Annotated in this window: 18 protein-coding genes and 1 tRNA gene; 6 read left to right on the forward strand and 13 right to left on the reverse strand. The window is 60.3% G+C overall.

Annotation, left to right across the window (positions count from 1 at the left end; all coding sequences use genetic code 11):
• Positions 1-53: 53 nt before the first annotated feature.
• The 9 genes from rplS to H3L94_RS08430 all read right to left on the reverse strand — a co-directional run bounded on the left by rplS (position 54) and on the right by H3L94_RS08430 (position 4,725).
• A complete protein-coding gene (rplS, locus tag H3L94_RS08390) occupies positions 54-422 on the reverse strand; it encodes a 50S ribosomal protein L19 (protein ID WP_009118675.1) in 369 nt (122 codons plus the stop codon).
• Positions 423-436: 14 nt separating this feature from the next.
• Positions 437-1,180: a tRNA (guanosine(37)-N1)-methyltransferase TrmD gene (trmD, locus tag H3L94_RS08395; RefSeq protein WP_182121652.1), complete on the reverse strand. Its 744-nt coding sequence runs from the start codon at positions 1,178-1,180 to the stop codon at positions 437-439.
• Positions 1,180-1,692, reverse strand: coding sequence for a ribosome maturation factor RimM (rimM, locus tag H3L94_RS08400; RefSeq protein WP_182121653.1), 513 nt, complete (start codon positions 1,690-1,692; stop codon positions 1,180-1,182). The genes trmD and rimM overlap by 1 nt, the downstream gene beginning before the upstream one ends.
• Before the next feature lie 17 nt (positions 1,693-1,709).
• Positions 1,710-1,958: a 30S ribosomal protein S16 gene (gene rpsP, locus H3L94_RS08405; RefSeq protein ID WP_009118678.1), complete on the reverse strand. Its 249-nt coding sequence runs from the start codon at positions 1,956-1,958 to the stop codon at positions 1,710-1,712.
• A 175-nt stretch (positions 1,959-2,133) separates the two neighbouring features.
• A complete protein-coding gene (gene tyrS, locus H3L94_RS08410; RefSeq protein WP_182121654.1) occupies positions 2,134-3,432 on the reverse strand; it encodes a tyrosine--tRNA ligase in 1,299 nt (432 codons plus the stop codon).
• A 100-nt stretch (positions 3,433-3,532) separates the two neighbouring features.
• Positions 3,533-3,889: a hypothetical protein gene (locus tag H3L94_RS08415; protein WP_009118680.1), complete on the reverse strand. Its 357-nt coding sequence runs from the start codon at positions 3,887-3,889 to the stop codon at positions 3,533-3,535.
• 135 nt (positions 3,890-4,024) lie between these two features.
• Positions 4,025-4,101 (reverse strand) — tRNA-Pro (locus tag H3L94_RS08420).
• 61 nt (positions 4,102-4,162) lie between these two features.
• Positions 4,163-4,522, reverse strand: a complete 360-nt coding sequence (locus H3L94_RS08425) for a VanZ family protein (protein ID WP_182121655.1) — start codon at positions 4,520-4,522, stop codon at positions 4,163-4,165.
• Positions 4,519-4,725: a hypothetical protein gene (locus H3L94_RS08430; RefSeq protein WP_040660145.1), complete on the reverse strand. Its 207-nt coding sequence runs from the start codon at positions 4,723-4,725 to the stop codon at positions 4,519-4,521. The genes H3L94_RS08425 and H3L94_RS08430 overlap by 4 nt, the downstream gene beginning before the upstream one ends.
• Before the next feature lie 123 nt (positions 4,726-4,848).
• Here H3L94_RS08430 and dinG point away from each other — a divergent pair, with 123 nt between their 5' ends.
• From dinG to H3L94_RS08445, 3 genes are all read left to right on the forward strand, one after another.
• Positions 4,849-6,978 (forward strand): ATP-dependent DNA helicase DinG, encoded by a 2,130-nt coding sequence (gene dinG / locus H3L94_RS08435; protein ID WP_182121656.1) that lies wholly within the window; start codon positions 4,849-4,851, stop codon positions 6,976-6,978.
• Between the two features lie 101 nt (positions 6,979-7,079).
• The gene (locus H3L94_RS08440) at positions 7,080-7,559 is read left to right on the forward strand and encodes an FKBP-type peptidyl-prolyl cis-trans isomerase (RefSeq protein ID WP_009118683.1); all 480 of its coding nucleotides are present in this window, start codon (positions 7,080-7,082) and stop codon (positions 7,557-7,559) included.
• A gap of 306 nt (positions 7,560-7,865) precedes the next feature.
• Complete coding sequence (locus H3L94_RS08445; protein WP_182121657.1) at positions 7,866-12,611, forward strand: NAD-glutamate dehydrogenase; 4,746 nt, start codon at positions 7,866-7,868, stop codon at positions 12,609-12,611.
• A 234-nt stretch (positions 12,612-12,845) separates the two neighbouring features.
• On the opposite strand, the gene H3L94_RS08450 is transcribed toward H3L94_RS08445, so the two are convergent.
• Both H3L94_RS08450 and H3L94_RS08455 read right to left on the reverse strand, forming a co-directional pair.
• A complete protein-coding gene (locus tag H3L94_RS08450) occupies positions 12,846-13,364 on the reverse strand; it encodes a GbsR/MarR family transcriptional regulator (protein ID WP_182121658.1) in 519 nt (172 codons plus the stop codon).
• A 153-nt stretch (positions 13,365-13,517) separates the two neighbouring features.
• On the reverse strand, positions 13,518-13,661 hold the full coding sequence (locus H3L94_RS08455) for a DUF3149 domain-containing protein (RefSeq protein ID WP_009118687.1): 144 nt from the start codon (positions 13,659-13,661) through the stop codon (positions 13,518-13,520).
• A 286-nt stretch (positions 13,662-13,947) separates the two neighbouring features.
• Between H3L94_RS08455 and H3L94_RS08460 the strand changes: the two genes are divergently transcribed.
• Positions 13,948-15,432: a tetratricopeptide repeat protein gene (locus tag H3L94_RS08460; RefSeq protein ID WP_182121659.1), complete on the forward strand. Its 1,485-nt coding sequence runs from the start codon at positions 13,948-13,950 to the stop codon at positions 15,430-15,432.
• A gap of 185 nt (positions 15,433-15,617) precedes the next feature.
• Here H3L94_RS08460 and H3L94_RS08465 read toward each other — a convergent pair.
• A protein-coding gene (locus H3L94_RS08465; protein WP_182121336.1) for an IS5 family transposase occupies positions 15,618-16,390 on the reverse strand; the annotation gives its coding sequence in 2 pieces (ribosomal slippage) (positions 15,618-16,036 and positions 16,036-16,390; 774 coding nt in all).
• 74 nt (positions 16,391-16,464) lie between these two features.
• On the reverse strand, positions 16,465-17,340 hold the full coding sequence (locus H3L94_RS08470; protein ID WP_182123138.1) for a chorismate mutase: 876 nt from the start codon (positions 17,338-17,340) through the stop codon (positions 16,465-16,467).
• Between the two features lie 205 nt (positions 17,341-17,545).
• Between H3L94_RS08470 and fabD the strand changes: the two genes are divergently transcribed.
• A complete protein-coding gene (gene fabD, locus H3L94_RS08475) occupies positions 17,546-18,472 on the forward strand; it encodes an ACP S-malonyltransferase (RefSeq protein WP_182121660.1) in 927 nt (308 codons plus the stop codon).
• Positions 18,473-18,670: 198 nt separating this feature from the next.
• Positions 18,671-19,417 (forward strand): 3-oxoacyl-ACP reductase FabG, encoded by a 747-nt coding sequence (fabG, locus tag H3L94_RS08480; RefSeq protein WP_182121661.1) that lies wholly within the window; start codon positions 18,671-18,673, stop codon positions 19,415-19,417.
• Positions 19,418-19,456 lie beyond the last annotated feature (39 nt).

Below are 19,456 nucleotides of genomic sequence, written 5' to 3' on the forward strand. Positions count from 1 at the left end.
GAGCGGCATGAAAAAAACCTGCCCGAAGGCAGGTTTGGCAAAATGAGGGCTGCTTAGTCTTTTTTACGGCTCGGCAGCTTTTCTTTGATGCGGGCGGCTTTGCCGGTCAGGCCGCGCAAGTAGTACAGCTTGGCGCGACGCACGTCACCGCGGCGTTTCACTTCGATTTTTTCCACATTGGGCGAATACAGTTGGAAAGTACGCTCTACGCCTTCGCCGCTGGAAATTTTACGCACGATGAAGCTGCTGTTCAGACCACGGTTGCGGCGGGCGATCACCACGCCTTCGTAAGCCTGCAGACGGGTGCGGCTGCCCTCGGTTACGCGCACAGACACCACCACGGTATCACCGGGTGCAAACTCAGGGATGGCTTTGTTCAGACGGGCAATTTCTTCTTGCTCGAGTTGTTGGATCAAATTCATGATGTTTCCTTAAGTTATGATGGGATATCTCGTTCCTCCTGCCGGATTTTGTGCAGGAGCCTAGATTCCTCTGGGGTTAAATCACGCGCGGCCAGCAAATCCGGCCGTCGCGCTAAGGTGCGGCGCAGCGCTTGTTCCAAACGCCACGCGGCAATCAGGCCGTGGTTGCCGCTGCGCAAAACAGCCGGCACCGCCATGCCTTGAAACTCAACCGGACGGGTATAGTGCGGACAATCCAGCAAGCCGTCGGCAAACGAATCCTGTTCGGCCGAAGCCATGTCGCCCAACACGCCCGGCACCAGGCGCAACACGGCATCCATCAGCATCATGGCCGGCAGTTCGCCGCCGGACACCACAAAATCGCCGATGCAGATTTCTTCGTCCACCGACTGCTGCAACAAGCGTTCGTCTACGCCTTCGTAGCGGCCGCACAGCAAAATCAGGCTACCTGAAGCGGCCAGCTGCTGCACCTTGCGGTGGGTCAAGGGCACGCCCTGCGGGCTCAGATACACCACTTTGCCGGCTTGTTTCGCCTGAGCCGCCCGTATGGCGGCATCCAGCGGCTCGGCCATCATGATCATGCCGGGACCGCCGCCGAAAGGCCGGTCGTCGATATAGCCGAGCTTGTTGTCGGCAAACTGGCGCGGGTTGATGCTGTCAAACCGCCACAAGCCCTGCTTGAGTGCACGCCCGGTAACGCCGTAATCGGTAATGCTGCGGAACATTTCCGGAAACAGAGTGATGGCTTGGATGTGCATCAGTAATCCGTACCCCAATCCGCCACAATGCAGCGGGCTTCGGCATCCACCGTATCGATGTAGTGGGATACAAACGGAATCAGCTTGCGGCCGTAAGCACCGTCCACCACCAGCACGTCGTGCGCGCCGGTTTCCATTAAATTGCTCACCGAACCGAGCAGCTCGCCATCACGGTTGCGTACCGTCATGCCGACCAAATCGGTCCAGTAATATTCGCCCTCTTCCGCAGGAGCGAATTCGTGGCGGCCCACCTCGATGGTGTAGCCGCGCAACAATTGGGCGGCATCCCGATCATCGATTTCCTGCAGTTTCACCTGCAGTTCGTCGCCGACCGCTTTGCCTGCCTCCAGGGTATAGCTACGGACATCGCCGTCTTTGCGCAAACGCCAAACCGGGTAATCCAACAGGCTGTCGGTGTATTCGGTGCTGACGGCGGCTTTCAGCCAGCCTTTGACTCCGAATGCACCTTTGACATAGCCCATGGCTACCCATTGATTATCGGCACTGCTCATTGAAGGCTACCTGAAAATTAAGCGGCCGCTTTCTGTTCTTTTACCAGCTTGGCAACGGCATCGCTCAATTGCGCGCCTTGGCCGACCCAGTGGTTCAGGCGCTCGGCGTTCAGGCGTACACGCTCTTGTTTTTCATTGGCAACGGGGTTGTAAAAACCCACACGCTCAATAAAACGGCCGTCGCGACGGCTGCGGGAATCGGTTACCACGATGTTGTAGAAAGGACGGTGCTTGGAACCGCCGCGAGCCAAACGAATTACTACCATGACTATTCCTTCGGAAAAAATCGGTCAATAAGAAAACCGCGAATTTTAGGGCAATTTATGACGGCAAGGCAAGCATTTATTCGCCGCACCCGTCAATACGCCACCTTATCAGTTGTATTTCAGGCCATCTGAACCGGTTGTCTGCCGCATCAGGCAAAACGCACCCCGCCGAAATTTACGCCCACACCAGCAAGGCATGGTTGCGCTTGCCGCGCTTCACAATGGTGTAGCGGTCGAAACGCTTGTGCGCTTCGGTAATCATGCAGGCGTCGTCGGGGCGCTCGGCAGCGTGATCAGGATTGTTGGCCGCCGCCGTTTCGCCGTTGAGCAAGACCGCTTTGTTTTTCACAAACTCACGCGCTTCTTTGTTGGACTTAGCCAAACCGCTCAATACCAGCGCTTCCACCACATTCAGGCTACCTGAAACCTCGAAAGCCGGCAGGCCGTCCAAGGCCAGTTGGGCATAATCGTTTTCGGTGAGGCCGCTTTCGTCGCCGGAAAACAGGCTCTCGGTAATGCGTTGCGCCGCTTCCAAGGCGGCTTCGCCGTGGATCAGGCGCGTCATTTCCTCGGCCAAAATCCGCTGCGCTTCGGGCTTGCTGCCGCTGGCGCGGTCTCGGGCTTCAATGGCGTCGATGTCCTCAACACTGAGGAAAGTAAAGTACTTGAGGAATTTATAAACGTCGGCATCGGCCACTTTGAGCCAGAATTGGTAAAACTGATAGGGCGAAGTTTTCTTGGCATCCAACCACACCGCGCCGCCTTCGGTTTTGCCGAATTTGGTGCCGTCAGCCTTGCTCACCAGCGGCAGGGTCAGACCGAACACGTTTTGCTGGTGCAGACGGCGGGTGAGGTCGGTGCCCCAAGTGATGTTGCCCCATTGGTCGGAGCCGCCGATCTGCAACATCACGCCGTGGCGGCGGTGCAGCTCGGCAAAATCGTAGCCCTGCAGCAGGGCGTAGGCGAATTCGGTGAAGGAAATGCCCACGTCGTCGCGCTCAATGCGCTGCTTTACCGATTCTTTCGCCAGCATGGCGTTGACGGAGAAATGCTTGCCGATGTCGCGCAGGAAGTCCAAACAGTTCATTTGGGCAAACCAGTCGGCATTATTGGCCATGATGGCGGCATGGTCGCCTTCAAAGACCAGGAAAGGCTTGAGCTGGTTTTTGATGCTCTCCACCCAGCCTTGTACGGTTTCCGCACTGTTGAGGCTGCGTTCCACCGCTTTAAAACTCGGATCGCCGATCATGCCGGTGGCGCCGCCGACCAAGGCCACGGGTTGGTGGCCGGCCTGCTGGAAACGGCGCAGGGCCAGCACCGGCAACAGATGGCCGATGTGCAGGCTATCGGCCGTCGGGTCGAAACCGCAGTAGAGCGCAATCTTTTTTTCGTCCAACAGCGCAGACAGGGCGTCGATATCGGTGGTCTGCGCAATCAGGCCGCGGGCCTGCAGGTCTTGAAGTAAGGCATTCATAAGCTTCTCGGTAATATGGCAATAAACATCTGGGGCTTTTGCAAAGGTCTCAGGCTTTTCAGGTAGCCTGCAGGCTACCTGAAAAACGGCGCCCAAGCGCTTAGCGGCGTTTGCTCAAGCGCACACGGTTGTTGTGCACACGCCGGCTCACCGACGACAAGGCGCGGTTGGCGGCTTTGGCGGTTTTGCCCGCCCAGCGGTAATAAGTTTTCGGCGTCGGCACTTCGGGCGAAACCAGCATCGCCTGCCCCGCATGCATGCAAAAGCTGGCCCACGACATGGTAAGCTGTTGGGCAGCCAGGTATTTTTCCCAATACATGCGCTGGTATTCCTGCGCGGTTTCCACCGACCAAAACGGCTGGCTGAACAGCATCAGACGCCGCGCAATCACCACCGGCGACTCGGTGAGAATGCCCAGCTGCTGCTGCCAAAGCTTCTGAAGTTCTTGATAAATCATATTGTGTGTCTTTATGGATTGTGTGTTTTTAATGAATCGTGGCATGCCAAATCGACCGCCATTCCCGCAGAGCCAAAACGCATCACCTGGCGGATAACAAAAAAGACTTGGCAGCGGCCAAGTCTTTTTTATGTCTGGTCGGAATGAGAGGATTCGAACCTCCGACCCCTTCGTCCCGAACGAAGTGCGCTACCAGACTGCGCTACATTCCGAAAGGCGGCAATTATATTGAGCCAATCGGTGTTTGGCAAGCGAATTTTTCAGCTGCTGTTTTCAAACCGCCGCTTTAGCCGCCGCCACCTTGCGCGCCAGCCACAGGGCCGCCACGGCACCCGAGATATCGGCCAGCGCATCGCGCCAATCGCCGGCGCGCGTTTGGGTCAACGCGCCCTGCGCCCATTCGCTGCCCGCAGCCAAGGCCAGCGCCAGCACCAACAAAGCCGCAAACGGTATCGCCCGTCGCTCTTGCATGAACACCTTGGCCAATAACCAAAACTGCCCGAAAAACAGGCCGAAATGCGCCACCTTATCGAAATGGGGAATCGGCGGTGCGCCACCGTCGGTTTCGCGGAAAATCAAACCGTACACCCCGGCGGCAAACCACAAGACCGCCAACAACAACCAACGGTTCACGCCCCCTCCTCCGCCAGCCACTGCCGGCACTGCTCCGCCAGACGCAGAAACTTACCGCCCCGCGCCGCAAACACCGCCTGCCATTCGGCCACCTCGACCGCAGTCGGCGCCTCATCCAAACTGCACTCGTGCAGCCAAAAATCCAAAGTCTCCGCCGCCGCACCTGGCGCTTCGTTGCGAAAATAATCCGTCAATTCCGACATCTTCAGGCTACCTGAAAGCAAAACCGTGCATTTTACTGCGCTTTCAGGTAGCCCGCCACGCCGCCGAACCCGCCTGCCGCTTTCCGCTATAATGCCCGCCTTTGCCGCCCGTTCCGCCACCCCATGCTCACCGAAACCGAAAAAGACGCCATCCGCCGCCACTACCAGACCATCGCCGAAAACCTGCCCCATTTCCGCCCGCGCCAGGCACAGCGCGAAATGCTGGCCGCCGTGGCCAACGCCTTCTCGCGCAGCCAAAACCGTCAGGAAGGCGAAGACGCCCCGCGGCGCGAAGGCGAAAGCATTGCTGTCATCGAAGGCCCCACCGGCGTGGGCAAAAGCCTGGCCTACCTGTTGGCCGGCGGCATCATGGCGCAGACGCGCGGCAAAAAACTGGTGGTTTCCAGCGCCACCGTGGCCCTGCAGGAGCAGCTGGTGGGGCGCGACCTGCCCTTTGTGGTGGAAAAAAGCGGCCTGGCGCTGACGTTTGCGCTGGCCAAAGGCCGCGGCCGCTACCTCTGCCCCTACAAGCTCTACCAGCTCACCCAAAACCACGCCCAGCAAAACCTGCTCGGCTTCGAATCCCCCGCCGTACTGTGGGACAGCAAACCCAAACCCGAGGAGCTGCAACTGCTGCACCGGCTGGCCGACGACTTCGCCGCGCGCCGCTTCGACGGCGACCGCGACACCTGGCCGGAAAAAATCGACGACGCCCTGTGGGCCAAAGTCAACAACGACAATTACGGCTGCCTCAAAGCCGCCTGCCCCAACCGCCCCGAATGTCCGTTTTACCTCGCGCGCGACCTGCTGGAAAACGTGGACGTCATCGTGGCCAACCACGACCTGCTGATGGTGGACATCGGCATGGGCGGCGGCGTGATTCTGCCCGCGCCCGAACACAGCTTCTACTGCATCGACGAAGCCCACCACCTGCCCAAAAAAGCGCTCAACCAGTTCGCCGCCGAACACTCTTGGAACCAAGCGGTTTGGGCCTTGGAAAAACTGCCCGCCGTTACCGACAAAATCGCTACCCTTACCGACAAAGCCGAGCTGGCCAATCTGGCCGACGAAGCCGCCGCCGCCCTCTTGGAAAGCCTGCACGAATGGCAGTTCCACCTCTCCGGCGAACCCGAACTGCGCCCGTCGGAAAACAACGAATCCGTGTGGCTGTGGCAGGACGGACGCATTCCCGAATCCTTGGCGCTGCTCGTTGCCAACACCGCCACCGCCGCCCGCAGCCTCTACAAACACGCCAACGGCCTCAACGACGCCCTGGCCGCCGCCCGCCGCGACAAAGACCAAGACGGCGCGCAAATCGACCGCCTCAGCAGCGAATTCGGCATCTTCCGCGCCCGCATCGAGCAAATCAGCGCCACCTGGGATTTGCTGGCCACCGTACCCGCCGAAGGCGAAGAGCCGCTGGCCAAGTGGATCACCCGCCGCCTCGACGACAAAAACGACTACTTCTTCCACGCCAGCCCCATCAGCAGCGCCTCCTATCTGGCCAACCACCTGTGGCGGCGCGCCGCCGGTGCCCTGCTCACCTCCGCCACCCTGCAGTCGCTGGGCAATTTCGACCATTTACTGCGCCAAACCGGCCTCGTCTGGCTACCTGAAACCACCACCCTCGCCCTCAACAGCCCGTTCAACTTCCTCAGCCAGGGCGAACTCTACATCCCGGCCGTGGCCGCCAGCCCCAAAGACGCCGCCGCCCACACCCAAGCCGTGGCCGAATGGCTGCCCAAACTGATCAACCCCGAAGAAGCCATCGGCACCCTGGTGCTGTTTTCCTCGCGCAAACAAATGCAGGATGTGGCCCACAGGCTACCTGAAAGCCTGCTGCCCCTGCTGCTGGTGCAGGGCGACCTGCCCAAAGCCGTGCTGCTCGAGCAGCACCGCCGCGCCGTGGCCGAAGGACGCGCCAGCATTATTTTCGGCCTCGACAGCTTCGCCGAAGGCCTCGACCTGCCCGGCGACGCCTGCGTGCAGGTGATCATTGCCAAACTGCCCTTCTCCATGCCCGACCACCCCATCGAAAAAACCCGCAGCCGCTGGATCGAGCAGCGCGGCGGCAACCCCTTTATGGAGGTGACCGTGCCCGAAGCCAGCATCAAACTGATTCAGGCCGTCGGCCGCCTGATCCGCACCGAAAGCGACTACGGCCGCATCACCATCCTCGACAACCGCGTGCTCTACGCCCGCTACGGCAAACAGCTGCTCGCCTGCCTGCCGCCCTTCAAACGCATCGGCTGACTCCGGCAGCCCGCAGGCTACCTGAAACCGCTCTCCCCCTTCCCCGCAGCGATGCGGTACAATACCGCCTTTCCCACCCCACCCACAAAAGGCCCCGTGCTATGAATATTGAAAAAAACACCGTCGTCACGCTGCATTACGAAATGTTGGACGCCAACGACCAGCTGATCGACAAAACCGAAGAACCGATTGCCTACCTGCACGGCGGCTACGACGGCATTTTCCCGCTGGTAGAAGAAGCCCTGCACGGCAAAGCCGCAGGCGACAGCGTGGATGTGGTATTGCAGCCGGATGATGCCTTCGGCGAACAAGAACCCGAACTCGTGCGCGTAGAATCTTTGGATGTGTTCCCCGTCGAAGTGGAAGTGGGCATGATGTTTGAAGCCGACGACCCCGAAACCGGCGACGTCATCGTGTACCGCGTCACCGACGTGGCCGACGGCAAAGCCGTGGTGGACGGCAACCACCCCCTGGCCGGCATGAAAATCCGCTTCAAAGCCACCGTGACCGAAGTGCGCCCGGCCGAAGCCGAAGAAATCGAACACGGCCACGCACACGGTGCGCACGGCCACCATCATTAAAAAACGCCTCCTCTCCCACACCGCAAAGTATCGCGGTGCAGAACACAAAACCGCCGTTTCCGGGCTCTCCGGACGGCGGTTTAAAGCAATTGTACGAAACACACATCAAACCGCCGTCTTTTCTACCGGTTTTCCCGCTTTCAGGTAGCCTGCCGCATACGATTTGGGTATGATGCGGCGTACTTTCGGCCTTACCGAATCCCGAGGCATTCCGGGCCCGCCGTGCCGCCGCAGCTTGGCCGCGCACAACCGGTTTCCGGCCTGCCCGTTCCATCTTAAAAACCAACCATCCCCGAGGATATAGAGATGAAGCAGTCCGCCCATATCAACCGCCTGCTCGAACAAGCCCGTTCGCAAAGCTATCCCGACGCTTTCCTGCACGTGCTCGAAACCTATTATGAAAACGCCGATTTCGGCGGCCTGGCCCAATACGACGATGCCGACTTGGTGGCCGGCGCCGATTCGCACTGCCGCTTGGTGCGCATGCCGCGCAAAGCCGGTGAAGTGGCGGTGCGCGTGGTTTCGCCCGGCGTGGCCGGCAGCTTCACTCCGGAGCACACCGTAGTCGAAATTGTGGCGGACAATATGCCTTTCCTCATCGACTCGCTCTCTTTGCTGCTCAACCGCGAAGGCTTGTCGCTGGCGGCCATGGTGCACCCCATTTTCAATGTCGAGCGCGACGCCGACGGCAAAGCCGTGGCCATGCACCGCGCCAACGACAGCGACGGCGGCCAGCTCGAATCCTTGATCGTGCTGCGCCTGGCCGACACCACCACCGCCCAAGCCCAAGCGTTGGCCGAAAAAATCCGCGACCTGATCGAAGAGTTGCGCAGCGTGGTGGAGAGCGAACACAAACTGCGCGGCCAACTGCTGTTGGTCAACCAAATGGTGCTCAACGGCGGCCGCAACAGCAGCGACGCCGAAACCGTCTCCTTCCTCAGCTGGCTGGCCGACAACCACTTCCTGCTGATGGGTTTCTGCGAATACGACCTGGTCCAAGACCAAGACAACAAACTGCAGCTGCAAGCCCGCCCGGAAACCGCCTTGGGCGTATTGGCCAAACGCGGCGTGCAGCCCTACTCCACCGGTTTTGCCAGCTTGTCTGAAGACGACAAAGCCAAATGGCTGCTCGGCGACCGCCTCATCCTCAACAAATCGCAACGCCGCAGCCGCATCCACCGCAACGCCTATTACGACCTCATCGGCATTCAGAAACTGGACGAAAACGGCAAAGTGGTCGGCCAATGGCGCTTCATCGGCCTCTATACCGCCCAAGCCTATCTGGACAGCGTGTGGAACATCCCCGTGCTGCGCAACAAAGCCGATTACGCCCTGAAGCACTGCGACTTCGTGCGCGGCAGCCACAAAGAAAAAACCCTGCGCTATGTCCTGCAAACCTATCCGCGCGACGAGATGTTCGAAATCGGCAACAATGATCTCACCGAAATCGCCGCCGGCATCGTCTCCCTCACCGAACGCCCCCGCGTGCGCCTGTTTGCCCGCGTGGACGACTTCAAGCGCTATGTCTCCGCCTTGGTTTACCTGCCCAAAGAGCAGTTCAGCACCGAAATGCGCCAACGCATCGGCGATTTGCTGCAACAGGCCTTCGCCGCCACCGAAACCGAATTCGAAGTGCAACTTACCGGCGACAACCCGCTGGCCCGCGTACATTTCCTGTTCCGCACCCAAGCCGCCGACCTGCCCGAATTCGACAGCGCCGAATTGGAAAGCCGTATCAACGGCCTGGTACGCGGTTGGTACAGCGACTGGCAAAGCGCCGCCAAAAACAGCAAGCTGCCGGCCGATACCGTATCGAAATACAGCACCGCTTTCTCCGCCGGCTACCGCGAAGCCTTCACGCCCGAGGAAGCGCTGGCCGATGTCGCTTCGGCCGAACAACTGGCCGACAAAGCACTGGTGGCCCGCTTCGGCGACCAAAGCCACAACAGCAACGCGCCGTATTGGCTGAAAATGTATGTGGCCGACCGCAGCCCCAGCCTGTCCAAAACCCTGCCCATGCTGGAAAACATGGGGCTTACCGTCTATGCGGAAGAACCTTACCGCCTGAAAACCGACAACCAAAGCGTCGGCCTGAGCCACTTCTCACTCAGCCTCGCCGACGGCCTGAGCAGCGAATTCATCGAACAAGAAGACACCCGCGAGCAAGTGTTGGCCCTATTCGAAGAAGTGTGGGCCGGCCGAGTGGAAAACGACCGCTTCAACGCCCTGGTGGCCGCCACCGGCATTTCCTGGCGCAGCAGCGTACTCATCCGCGCTTTGGCCAAATTCCTCAAGCAGGCCACCCTGCCTTTCGGCCAAAACTATATCGAACAGACCCTGGCCCGCCACAGCGGCATTACCGCCAAACTGGTGGCATTGTTTGAAGCCCGGCTGCATCCGGACAATGCCGACCCGCAACGCGCCCAAGCCATCGATGCCGAGCTCGACACCCTGTTGGCCGAAGTGCCCAATCTCGATGACGACCGCATTCTCAATGCCTTCCGCACCGTGATTTTGGCCGTGCGCCGCACCAACTTCTGGCAAACCGACGAAGCAGGCTACCTGAAACAAGACATCAGCTTCAAAATCGAGTCCAAAGAAATCCCCTTCCTGCCCAAACCGTGGCCGATGTACGAAATCTGGGTGTACAGCCCGCGCGTGGAAGGCACCCACCTGCGCGGCTCCAAAGTGGCGCGCGGCGGCCTGCGCTGGTCGGATCGTTTCGAAGACTTCCGCACCGAAGTGCTGGGCTTGGTAAAAGCGCAGATGGTGAAAAACTCCGTCATCGTGCCCAACGGCTCCAAAGGCGGCTTCGTGTGCAAACAGCTGCCCAACCCGGCCGACCGCCAGGCCTATTTGGCCGAAGGCGTGGCCTGCTACAAAATCTTCATCAATGCCCTGCTCGACATCACCGACAACCGCCAGCAAGGCCGCATCGTGCCGCCGCCGCAAGTCCACCGCCGCGACGGCGACGACCCCTATCTGGTGGTGGCCGCCGACAAAGGCACGGCCACCTTCTCCGACACCGCCAACGGCATCGCCCAAGCACACGGTTTCTGGCTCGATGACGCCTTTGCCTCCGGCGGCTCGGCCGGCTACGACCACAAAGGCATGGGCATCACCGCCCGCGGCGCTTGGGAATCGGTAAAACGCCATTTCCGCCATTTGGGCAAAGACATCCAAAAAGAAGACTTCACCGTGGTCGGCATCGGCGACATGGGCGGCGACGTATTCGGCAACGGCATGCTGCTGTCGGAACACATCCGCCTGAAAGCCGCCTTCAACCACCGCCACATCTTCCTCGACCCCAATCCCGATGCGGCCAAGAGTTATGCCGAGCGCAAACGCCTGTTTGAAGCCGTGGCCGGCTGGGACCAATACAACCCCGCCCTGATTTCCCAAGGCGGCGGCGTGTACGAGCGCAGCGCCAAATCCATTTCCCTCTCACCCGAAGTGAAGGAATGGCTGGGGCTGAACGAAGACAGCATGGCGCCCAACGACCTGATCCGCGAGCTGCTGAAAGCCGAAGTCGAGCTGGTTTACAACGGCGGCATCGGCACCTACATCAAAGCCGCCTCCGAAACCCACGCCGACGCCCGCGACCGCGCCAACGACCCCGTGCGCGTGAACGGCGGCGAGATGCGCGCCAAAGTATTGGGCGAAGGCGGCAACCTCGGCGCCACCCAACTGGGCCGCATCGAATATTGGCAAAGCGGCGGCCGCTGCTGTACCGACGCCATCGACAACTCCGCCGGCGTAGATTGCTCCGACCACGAAGTCAACATCAAAATCCTGCTCGGCGAAGAAGTGCGCAACGGCCGCCTGACCCTGCTCGAGCGCGACCGCCTGCTGAAGGAAATGACCGACGACGTGGCCCGACTGGTATTGCAAAACAACTACCTGCAAACCCAAATCCTGGCCATGAACCAACTCGACCCCGCAGGCTACCTGAACGCCCACAACGACCTGATGCACTATCTGGAGCAGCATGCCGGGCTTGACCGCGCCATTGAACACCTGCCCGACGCCGAGGCCGTCAAAGCACGCGCCGCTGCCGGCCTGGGCCTGGCCAATCCCGAAGTGGCCGTGCTCCTGGCCTACAGCAAAATCCTCTGCCAAGACCAACTCTTGGACAGCGACCTGCCCGATGACGAAAACTTCCTGCCCGTGCTTACCCACTACTTCCCCGAAGCCCTGCAACAACGCTACGGCGACGGCATGAAGCAGCACTACCTGAAGCGCGAAATCATCGCCAACCAGCTGGCCAACCGCGTCATCAACCGCATGGGCATCAGCTTTGTGCAGCGTTTCAGTGAAGAAAACAACGCCTCGGCCGCCGATGTGGTCCGCGCCTACTGGATTGCCGACGCCCTCTTGGACGGCGAAGCCCGCTTCCAAGCCCTGCAGGCGCTCGACAACCGTCTGCCGGCCAACGTACAGATGCGCCTGATGGCCGACGTCGCCCGCCTGATGAACCGCGTGGCCCGCCAACTCCTGCGCAACAAACGCCCCTTCGGCGACATCGGCCAAATCATCGGGCACTACCGGGCAGGCGTGGCCGACTTCATGCAGCAGCTGCCCGAACGCGTGCGTGCCGACGAGCACCCCAGCGTAGCCGAGCGCGAAGCCGAACTGCGCGGCTACGGCGTATTCAGCGAAGAAGAGGCCGCCGTCTTGGCCCGCCTGCCCTTTGCCGAAAACGTCCTCAGCGTACTGGACTTGGCCGAAGAGAGCGGCAAACCGGTGGCCACCGTGGCCAAAGCCTACTTCATGCTCTCCGAGCGGCTGAACATGAGCTGGATTTACCGGGCCATCGCCTCCCTGCCACGCGACAACATCTGGCAAAACCAAGCCTGCCTCGCCGTGCGCGAAGATGCCCAAAACATCCACCTCACCCTGGCCCGCAGCTTCCTGAATGCCGAAAACGGCGCACAAACGGCCGAGAACATCGCCGCCGCCCGTGCCCAAATCGCCGATATGCAGCGCTACGGCCAAACCGACCTCGCCATGCTCTCCGCGCTGATGCGCAATCTGGCCCGCATCGGCCACTAAGCTGAGCGAATAAAGGCTACCTGAAACGGGGCTGCACTCCGCAGCCGGCGTTTCAGGTAGCCTTTTGTTTGGTCGGAACAACGTTTTGAGGGCTGAGACCTTTGCAAAACCCCCAGATGTGGATGCAGTTCAAAACGCAGCAGTGTAGCGAGCGTAAATGCTAGGACAGAAACCTGCGCCGCAGATAAGGGATCGGTAGAGGTCTCAGGCCACCTGAAAGCCTTTCAGGTAGCCTCAACGCAACAGCTTTTGAATACTGGCGCCCAGTTTCAATACCTTGCTCAAGGTAGCGGTGGACAGCTTCAGCATCTCGGTGGCCCAACTGGTGAGCGTACCGACAAACTCGTGGGTCTGGCGCACACGCTGCTGCACCTCGCCGCTCTCCTGCTGAAACTCCGGCGTTTCCATCAGCTGGCGCAAAAACTGCTCGGTCGGCTCGATTTCGCGGCGCATCCGTTCGGCCACAATGGTGCGGAACAAGGCCCACACATCGGTGTCGGTGGCGAAATGGTCGCGGCGGTCGCCCATGATGTGCACGGTATGCACCAGCTTCCAGCTTTGTAGCTCGCGGATGCTGTTGCTCACATTCGAGCGCGCCACGCCCAAAGTTTCCACGATTTCCTCGGCATGCATCGGCCGGCCGATGATAAACAGCAAAGCGTGGATTTGGGCAACGGTGCGGTTCACGCCCCACTGGGTGCCCATTTCTCCCCAGTGCAGCACGAATTTTTCGGTAGCGGGATTGAGTTTCATCTAGGTCGGGTGTTCATAAACAATCAGGTGCGCCACTTTAAATAGGCACTGTTATTTCTGTCAATACTGAAACAATACCGGCTTTGCCCGGCAAAAAAAAGGTGCGGCCTTAGCCACACCAAAACACACACACATCAAGAGGAAACTGTTTCATCAACGCTGATTGTTTTTGCTGTCTTCATCTACGCGGCGTTTCACCCAAAAGAATAAGAAGATGGCAATCACCACAATCGCGGCGATGGTAATAAAAGAGGCAATGCCTACCGAAGAACTGAATAATTCTGAAAAAACTTGCATGGATTTGGGTTCCGAGTATTTCTGAATATTGGAATTTTTATCTGGAGCCGATTATAACCAAGCCGGCAAAAACCACTTTGACGGAAATCAATGAATGCGCGAATTGTGCCAATTGGCTGCCCCATTCGGGCAAACGCCACAGTTTCCGCCGCAGGCATGCTAGAATTTGCCCGTTTTTGCCCGTTAATTCAGGCAGAAACCCGACACCTTTCGGCAAAGGCGGGCACGTATCTCTGAAAACCGCTGCTTTGCCGCACAAACATCAACCGGAAAACTGGGAAAACGGATGATCAAATTCGGATTAGGACGCAAAGCCGAAAAACAGACGCCGGCAAGCCTGCCGGATGCCGATGCCTATTACCGCCGCGCACAAGCCTACCTGGCTGCCGAAGAAACCGAAGCGCAGGGCATGGCCGATTTGCAGCAGGCCGCGGAATGGGGCATGGCCGAGGCCCAATACGAATTGGGTGAAAACCTGCGCCACGGCCGCCACACGGCACAGAATCATGCCGAAGCACTGTATTGGCTGGAACAGTCCGCCGCTTCAGGCTACCTGAACGCCGCCTACAGCCTGGCCATGATGCAGGCCAACGGTGAAGGCATGCAGCAAGACGTGCTGGCCGCCAGCCAGGTGATGCAGCATCTGGCCGCACAAAAGTTTCCGCCCGCCCTCATCTGGCTGATGGAAAACGCCGCCGCCCATGGCCAGCACCAGCAGGCTTTCGCCTGGGCCTCCCGCGCCGCCGCTTTGGGCGAAGCACAAGCCCAATACCACATGGCCTACGCCCTGCTCAACGGCCTGGGCACCAAAGCCGATGTGCGCCAAGGCGTGGCCTGGCTCAAACAGGCGGCCGAACACGACTACGGCGATGCCCAATGGCAGCTAGCACGTTTGTATGAAACCGGCCGCTTCGGCGGCATGGACAAAGCCAAAGCCCTGCATTGGTATGAGCGCGTGGCCGCCAAAGGCGTGGTGGCCGCCCAATCCAAAGCCGGCAGCATGCGGCTCAACGGCATCGGCTGCGCCGCCGACCCCGAACAGGCTATTCCTTGGATCATCCAAGCAGCCAACGCCAACGATGCCGAAGCCCTCAACCTGCTGGCCAAACAGCTGCTCACCGGCCAGGGCATCCGTCAGGATTTCGACGCCGCCATCCGCTGCCTCGAACAAGCCGTGCGCTTGGGCAATGCCGACGCCATGTATCAAATGGGCGACGTTTACCGCTACGGCTTGGGCGTGGCCAAAGACGACAAACTGGCCAAGCAATGGTACGAACAGGCAGTCTTAAACGGCCACGAAGCCGCCAAAGAAAAACTGGCCGAGCCCACCGCGCCCACCCACCGTCCGTCCGACCCGCTCTACCACCTGCCCGATGCCGAAACCCAGCTGGCGGAAGAAAACTACCGCCAAGCCTTCGCCTGCCATTTCGGCCTGGGCGTTACCCAAGACATCGGCAAAGCCTTTGCCCTCTACAAAGCCGCCGCCGAATTCGGCCTGCCCAAAGCGCAAACCAATCTGGGCATGATGTTCTTCCACGGCGAATTTGTGGGCAAAGATTTGGAAAAAGCCGCCCATTGGCTGAAAAAAGCCGCCAAACAGCAAGACGCACTGGCGCTTTATAATCTGGCCTGTCTGTATTACCACGGCTGGGGCGTGCGTGCCCACGCCGGCGAAGCGGTAGGCCACCTGAAAGCCGCCATCGAAGCCGGCCACAAGCAGGCCGGCGAATGGCAGGCGCTGTTGGAGCAGTGGCAGGAAGCCTTGTCCTGAAGCTGGCCGCCCCACTTTTCGCTAAGCAACCGCTTTTCAGGTAGCCCGATCAATATTTACCCCTCCGTGCCATCAACGGCATGGAGGGGCAAATAGTGTTGGCTCTAAAACTTATAAAATGATTCAAGGGCTCCCCCGAATATCCACCCGTCAGGCTACCTGAAAACCCTAGGCCGAATCGACATTCAACCCACCCACAAGGTAATTGATGCGAGATAGAGGAAAGCCAGGAAGTGAGAGGGCTTGCGGTCAAAACGAGTGGCGATGCGGCGGAACTGCTTGAGCCTGGCAAAGCAACGCTCGATGCGATTGCGTAGCCGGTAGCGTGCTTTGTCGTAGGCACGCGGCTGCTGGCAGCTGCGAGGCGGGATCACCGCCTGGGCGCCGAGCGAGTGGATCAACGCCACCAGTTGCCGGCTGTCATAGCCTTTGTCGGCCAAGACGTACTTGGGCTTGAACCCGGCCAGCAGCGCTGGGGCTTGCGTGATGTCGTTACGCTGGCCGCCAGTGAGGATGAATCGCACCGGTCGGCCCTGGCCATCTGTCGCCATGTGGATCTTCGTGCTCAGACCTCCTCGGCAACGCCCCAGAGCCGGGTGTGCCGCCCCCCTTTTCCGGTCGCCGCCTGTGCGTGCGCCCGGACAATGCTGCTGTCGATCATCAGATACTCGTTGCTTCGATCCTGAATCAGGGACTGGAACACCAGCTCCCAGATACCCTTGGCCGCCCAGCGGGTGAAGCGCTTGTGCACGCTCTTGTAGGCTCCGTAGCGCGTGGGCAGATCGCTCCAGCGCGCCCCGGAGCGCAACACCCACAGCACGCCATTGACGAAGCTGCGGTTGTCCGCTGCCGTACGCCCGGGGTCACCGGCCTTGCCTGGGAGCAGATCTTCGATCCGCTCCCATTGGGTTTGGGTTAATTCGTAGCGGCGGGGCCGCGGATGCTTGGTCTTGGTCATCCGCCAAAGATACCAGATGAATGTCGATTCGGCCTAGCGCCCGACCGGCCGACATCGCTAACAGTCTTTGCCCGTCAGGCAATCACCCCGTCGGCACCGGCCGCTTCGGCCAAGGCATGCAGCACCTCGGCGTCCATATAGCGGTGCGGCAGGCGGATGATGTTGGCAATCACCGGCAGATGGCTGATTTTCTTCGCTTTGCAGATGGCTTCGGTATCCAAACGGTGCGGTGCCTGCGGGTCGAAACTCAGCGTGCCGCTTTCGCCGAGCAAAATATGGTGGTTGCCTTTGAGCGCAATGTGTTCCGCCGCCCTCAGCCATTCCTCGGCCCGATGATGCTTGTCTTTGCACAAAATCAGCGGCACATTGAGCAGGCCCACTTCCTGTTGCAAAACGCGGTTGGTCATCAGCTCGCCGCCCAAATAAAGGATATCGGCCTGTGCCGCCAACGCCGCCTGAATCTGGCGCACGTCGCGGATGCGCACAATCACCGCCTTGCCTGCGGCATGCGCCGCCGCCAGCAAAGCCGACATCTGCTGCTGGCGCTGTTTCTCGCCCGCCTGCTGCGCCGCGTAATACGGACTGGGATGCGCGAAAAAAGGATCGGTATACAATATGCCCGCCTCAGGCAGGCTGCCGTCCCAGCCCGCCTGCGGAATGGTCAAACAGCCGCCTGCGCCGATGCGGTGCCCGCGCACGGTGAGCACGGTGTTGTCCGGCCGGCTTTCGCGGCTGATGATGCGCCAGTCGGCCAAAATGCGGATGGCGCGCTCCACCTGCGGCAGCGCCTGCAATTCCTGCGGATCAAACACCCGCTCGTCGCCCACCGCGCCGATGATGGTGCGCTCGTCGCCGCGCGACACATGCTCGCTCAAGCCGCGCGAACGGATAAAGTCCACCACCCGCGCCACCGCCGCTTCGTCGGCCTGCCGCTGCATCACAATAATCATCGCCTGTCCCCTGCAAACATCAAATAAGGCCGGCATGATAGCATGCCGCGGCTTTCAGGTAGCCTGAGCGGCCGCCCAAACGATTTGGTATAATCATTCCATTTTTGGCAACGGCGGGCAGCAGCCTTTTTCTGCCTTTGTCTGCCTGTGATACAGTAAGGGCCTGATTCAGGCCGCCACCCGATTTTCATTACAAGGAAACACCATGTCTTTCGCTTTTTTCTTCCCCGGCCAAGGCTCGCAAAGCCTCAATATGATGAGCGGCTTCGACAGCCTGCCCGTGGTGAAAGCCGTTTTTGACGAAGCCTCCGCCGCACTCAACCAAGACCTGTGGGCGATGATGAACGGCGAGGATGCCGAGCTGATCGGCCAAACCGTGAACACCCAGCCGCTGATGCTGGCCGCCGGCGTGGCCACTTACCGCGCCTACCGCGAACTCGGCGGCCGCGAGCCCTCCGTGGTGGCCGGCCACAGCTTGGGCGAATACAGCGCCCTGGTGGCCGCCGGCAGTTTGGACTTTGCCGATGCCGTCAAACTGGTGCACCTGCGCGCCGAGCTGATGCAGTCTGCCGTGCCTCAAGGCGAAGGCGCGATGGCTGCCGTGTTGGGCTTGGACGATGAAGTAGTGCGCGATATTTGCGCCCAAGCCGAGCAGGGCGAAGTGGTGGAAGCGGTGAATTTCAACTCCCCCGGCCAGATTGTGATTGCCGGCAGCGCCGCCGCCGTCGAGCGCGCCATGGCCGCCGCCAAGGAAGCCGGAGCCAAACGCGCCCTGCCCCTGCCCGTTTCCGTGCCTTCGCACTGCCGCCTGATGAAGCCGGCCGCCGACAAACTGGCCGAAGCCCTGGCCGGCGTGGCCGTGGCCGCGCCCGCCATCCGCGTGATCCACAATGCCGACGTCGCCGCCTACCAAGATCCCGAGCGAATCAAAGACGCGCTGGTCCGCCAGCTCTACAGCCCCGTGCGCTGGACCGAAACCGTCGCCCTGTTGGTGCGCGAAGGCATCACCCAATCGGCCGAATGCGGCCCCGGCAAAGTGTTGGCCGGTCTGGCCAAACGCATCGACAAAGCGGCCGTCTGCACCGCGCTCACTTCCGCCGAGCAGGTGCAGGCCTTTATCGACAGCCATTAATCGCGCCCCGCGTGCAAGATTTGCCCGCGGCGGCCGTCTAAGAGACTACTCAGTCTGTCGGCCGCCGTGGTCAAAAACCGCTTGCCCGCAGACTGCAAACCGTTTCCCAACCGCCACACAGGCTACCTGAAAACAAACCACCCCTTGCTGCACAACGCCAGCTGTTCAGGTAGCCCTTCATTCAAACAAGGAATATCCATGAGTACACAAGATTTAAGCGGCAAAACCGCCCTCGTTACCGGTGCCTCGCGCGGCATCGGCGCCGCCATTGCCGACACCTTGGCCCGCGCCGGTGCCAAAGTGATCGGCACCGCCACCAGCGAAAGCGGCGCGGCCGCCATCAGCGAGCGGCTGGCCCAATGGGGCGGCGAAGGCCGCGTGCTCAACATTGCCGAGGCCGACAGCATCGAAAACCTGATTGCCGAGCTCGAAAAAACCCACGGGCCGCTGGCCATTCTGGTGAACAACGCCGGCATCACACGCGACAACCTGCTGATGCGCATGAAAGAAGAAGAGTGGGACGAAATCATGCAGGTGAATCTGAAATCCGTGTTCCGCGCCAGCAAAGCCGCCATGCGCGGCATGATGAAAGCCCGCCACGGCCGCATCATCAACATCACCTCCGTGGTGGGCAGCATGGGTAACGCCGGCCAGGCCAACTACGCCGCCGCCAAAGCCGGCCTGATCGGCTTTGCCAAATCCATGGCACGCGAAATCGGCAGCCGCGGCATCACCGTCAACTGCGTGGCGCCCGGCTTCATCGACACCGACATGACCCGCGCCCTGCCGGAAGAAACCCGCAAAATGTTTGAAGCGCAAACCGCACTGGGCAGCTTCGGCGAGCCGCAAGACATCGCCGATGCGGTACTGTTTCTGGCCAGCGACCAAGCCAAATACATCACCGGCCAAACCCTGCACGTCAACGGCGGCATGCTGATGCCTTAGAGCAACTTCGACTAAAAACGTTACATAATAGGTTTTTTC

This window comes from Neisseria shayeganii (genome assembly GCF_014054965.1).
GTDB classification, from domain to species: Bacteria; Pseudomonadota; Gammaproteobacteria; order Burkholderiales; family Neisseriaceae; genus Eikenella; species Eikenella shayeganii.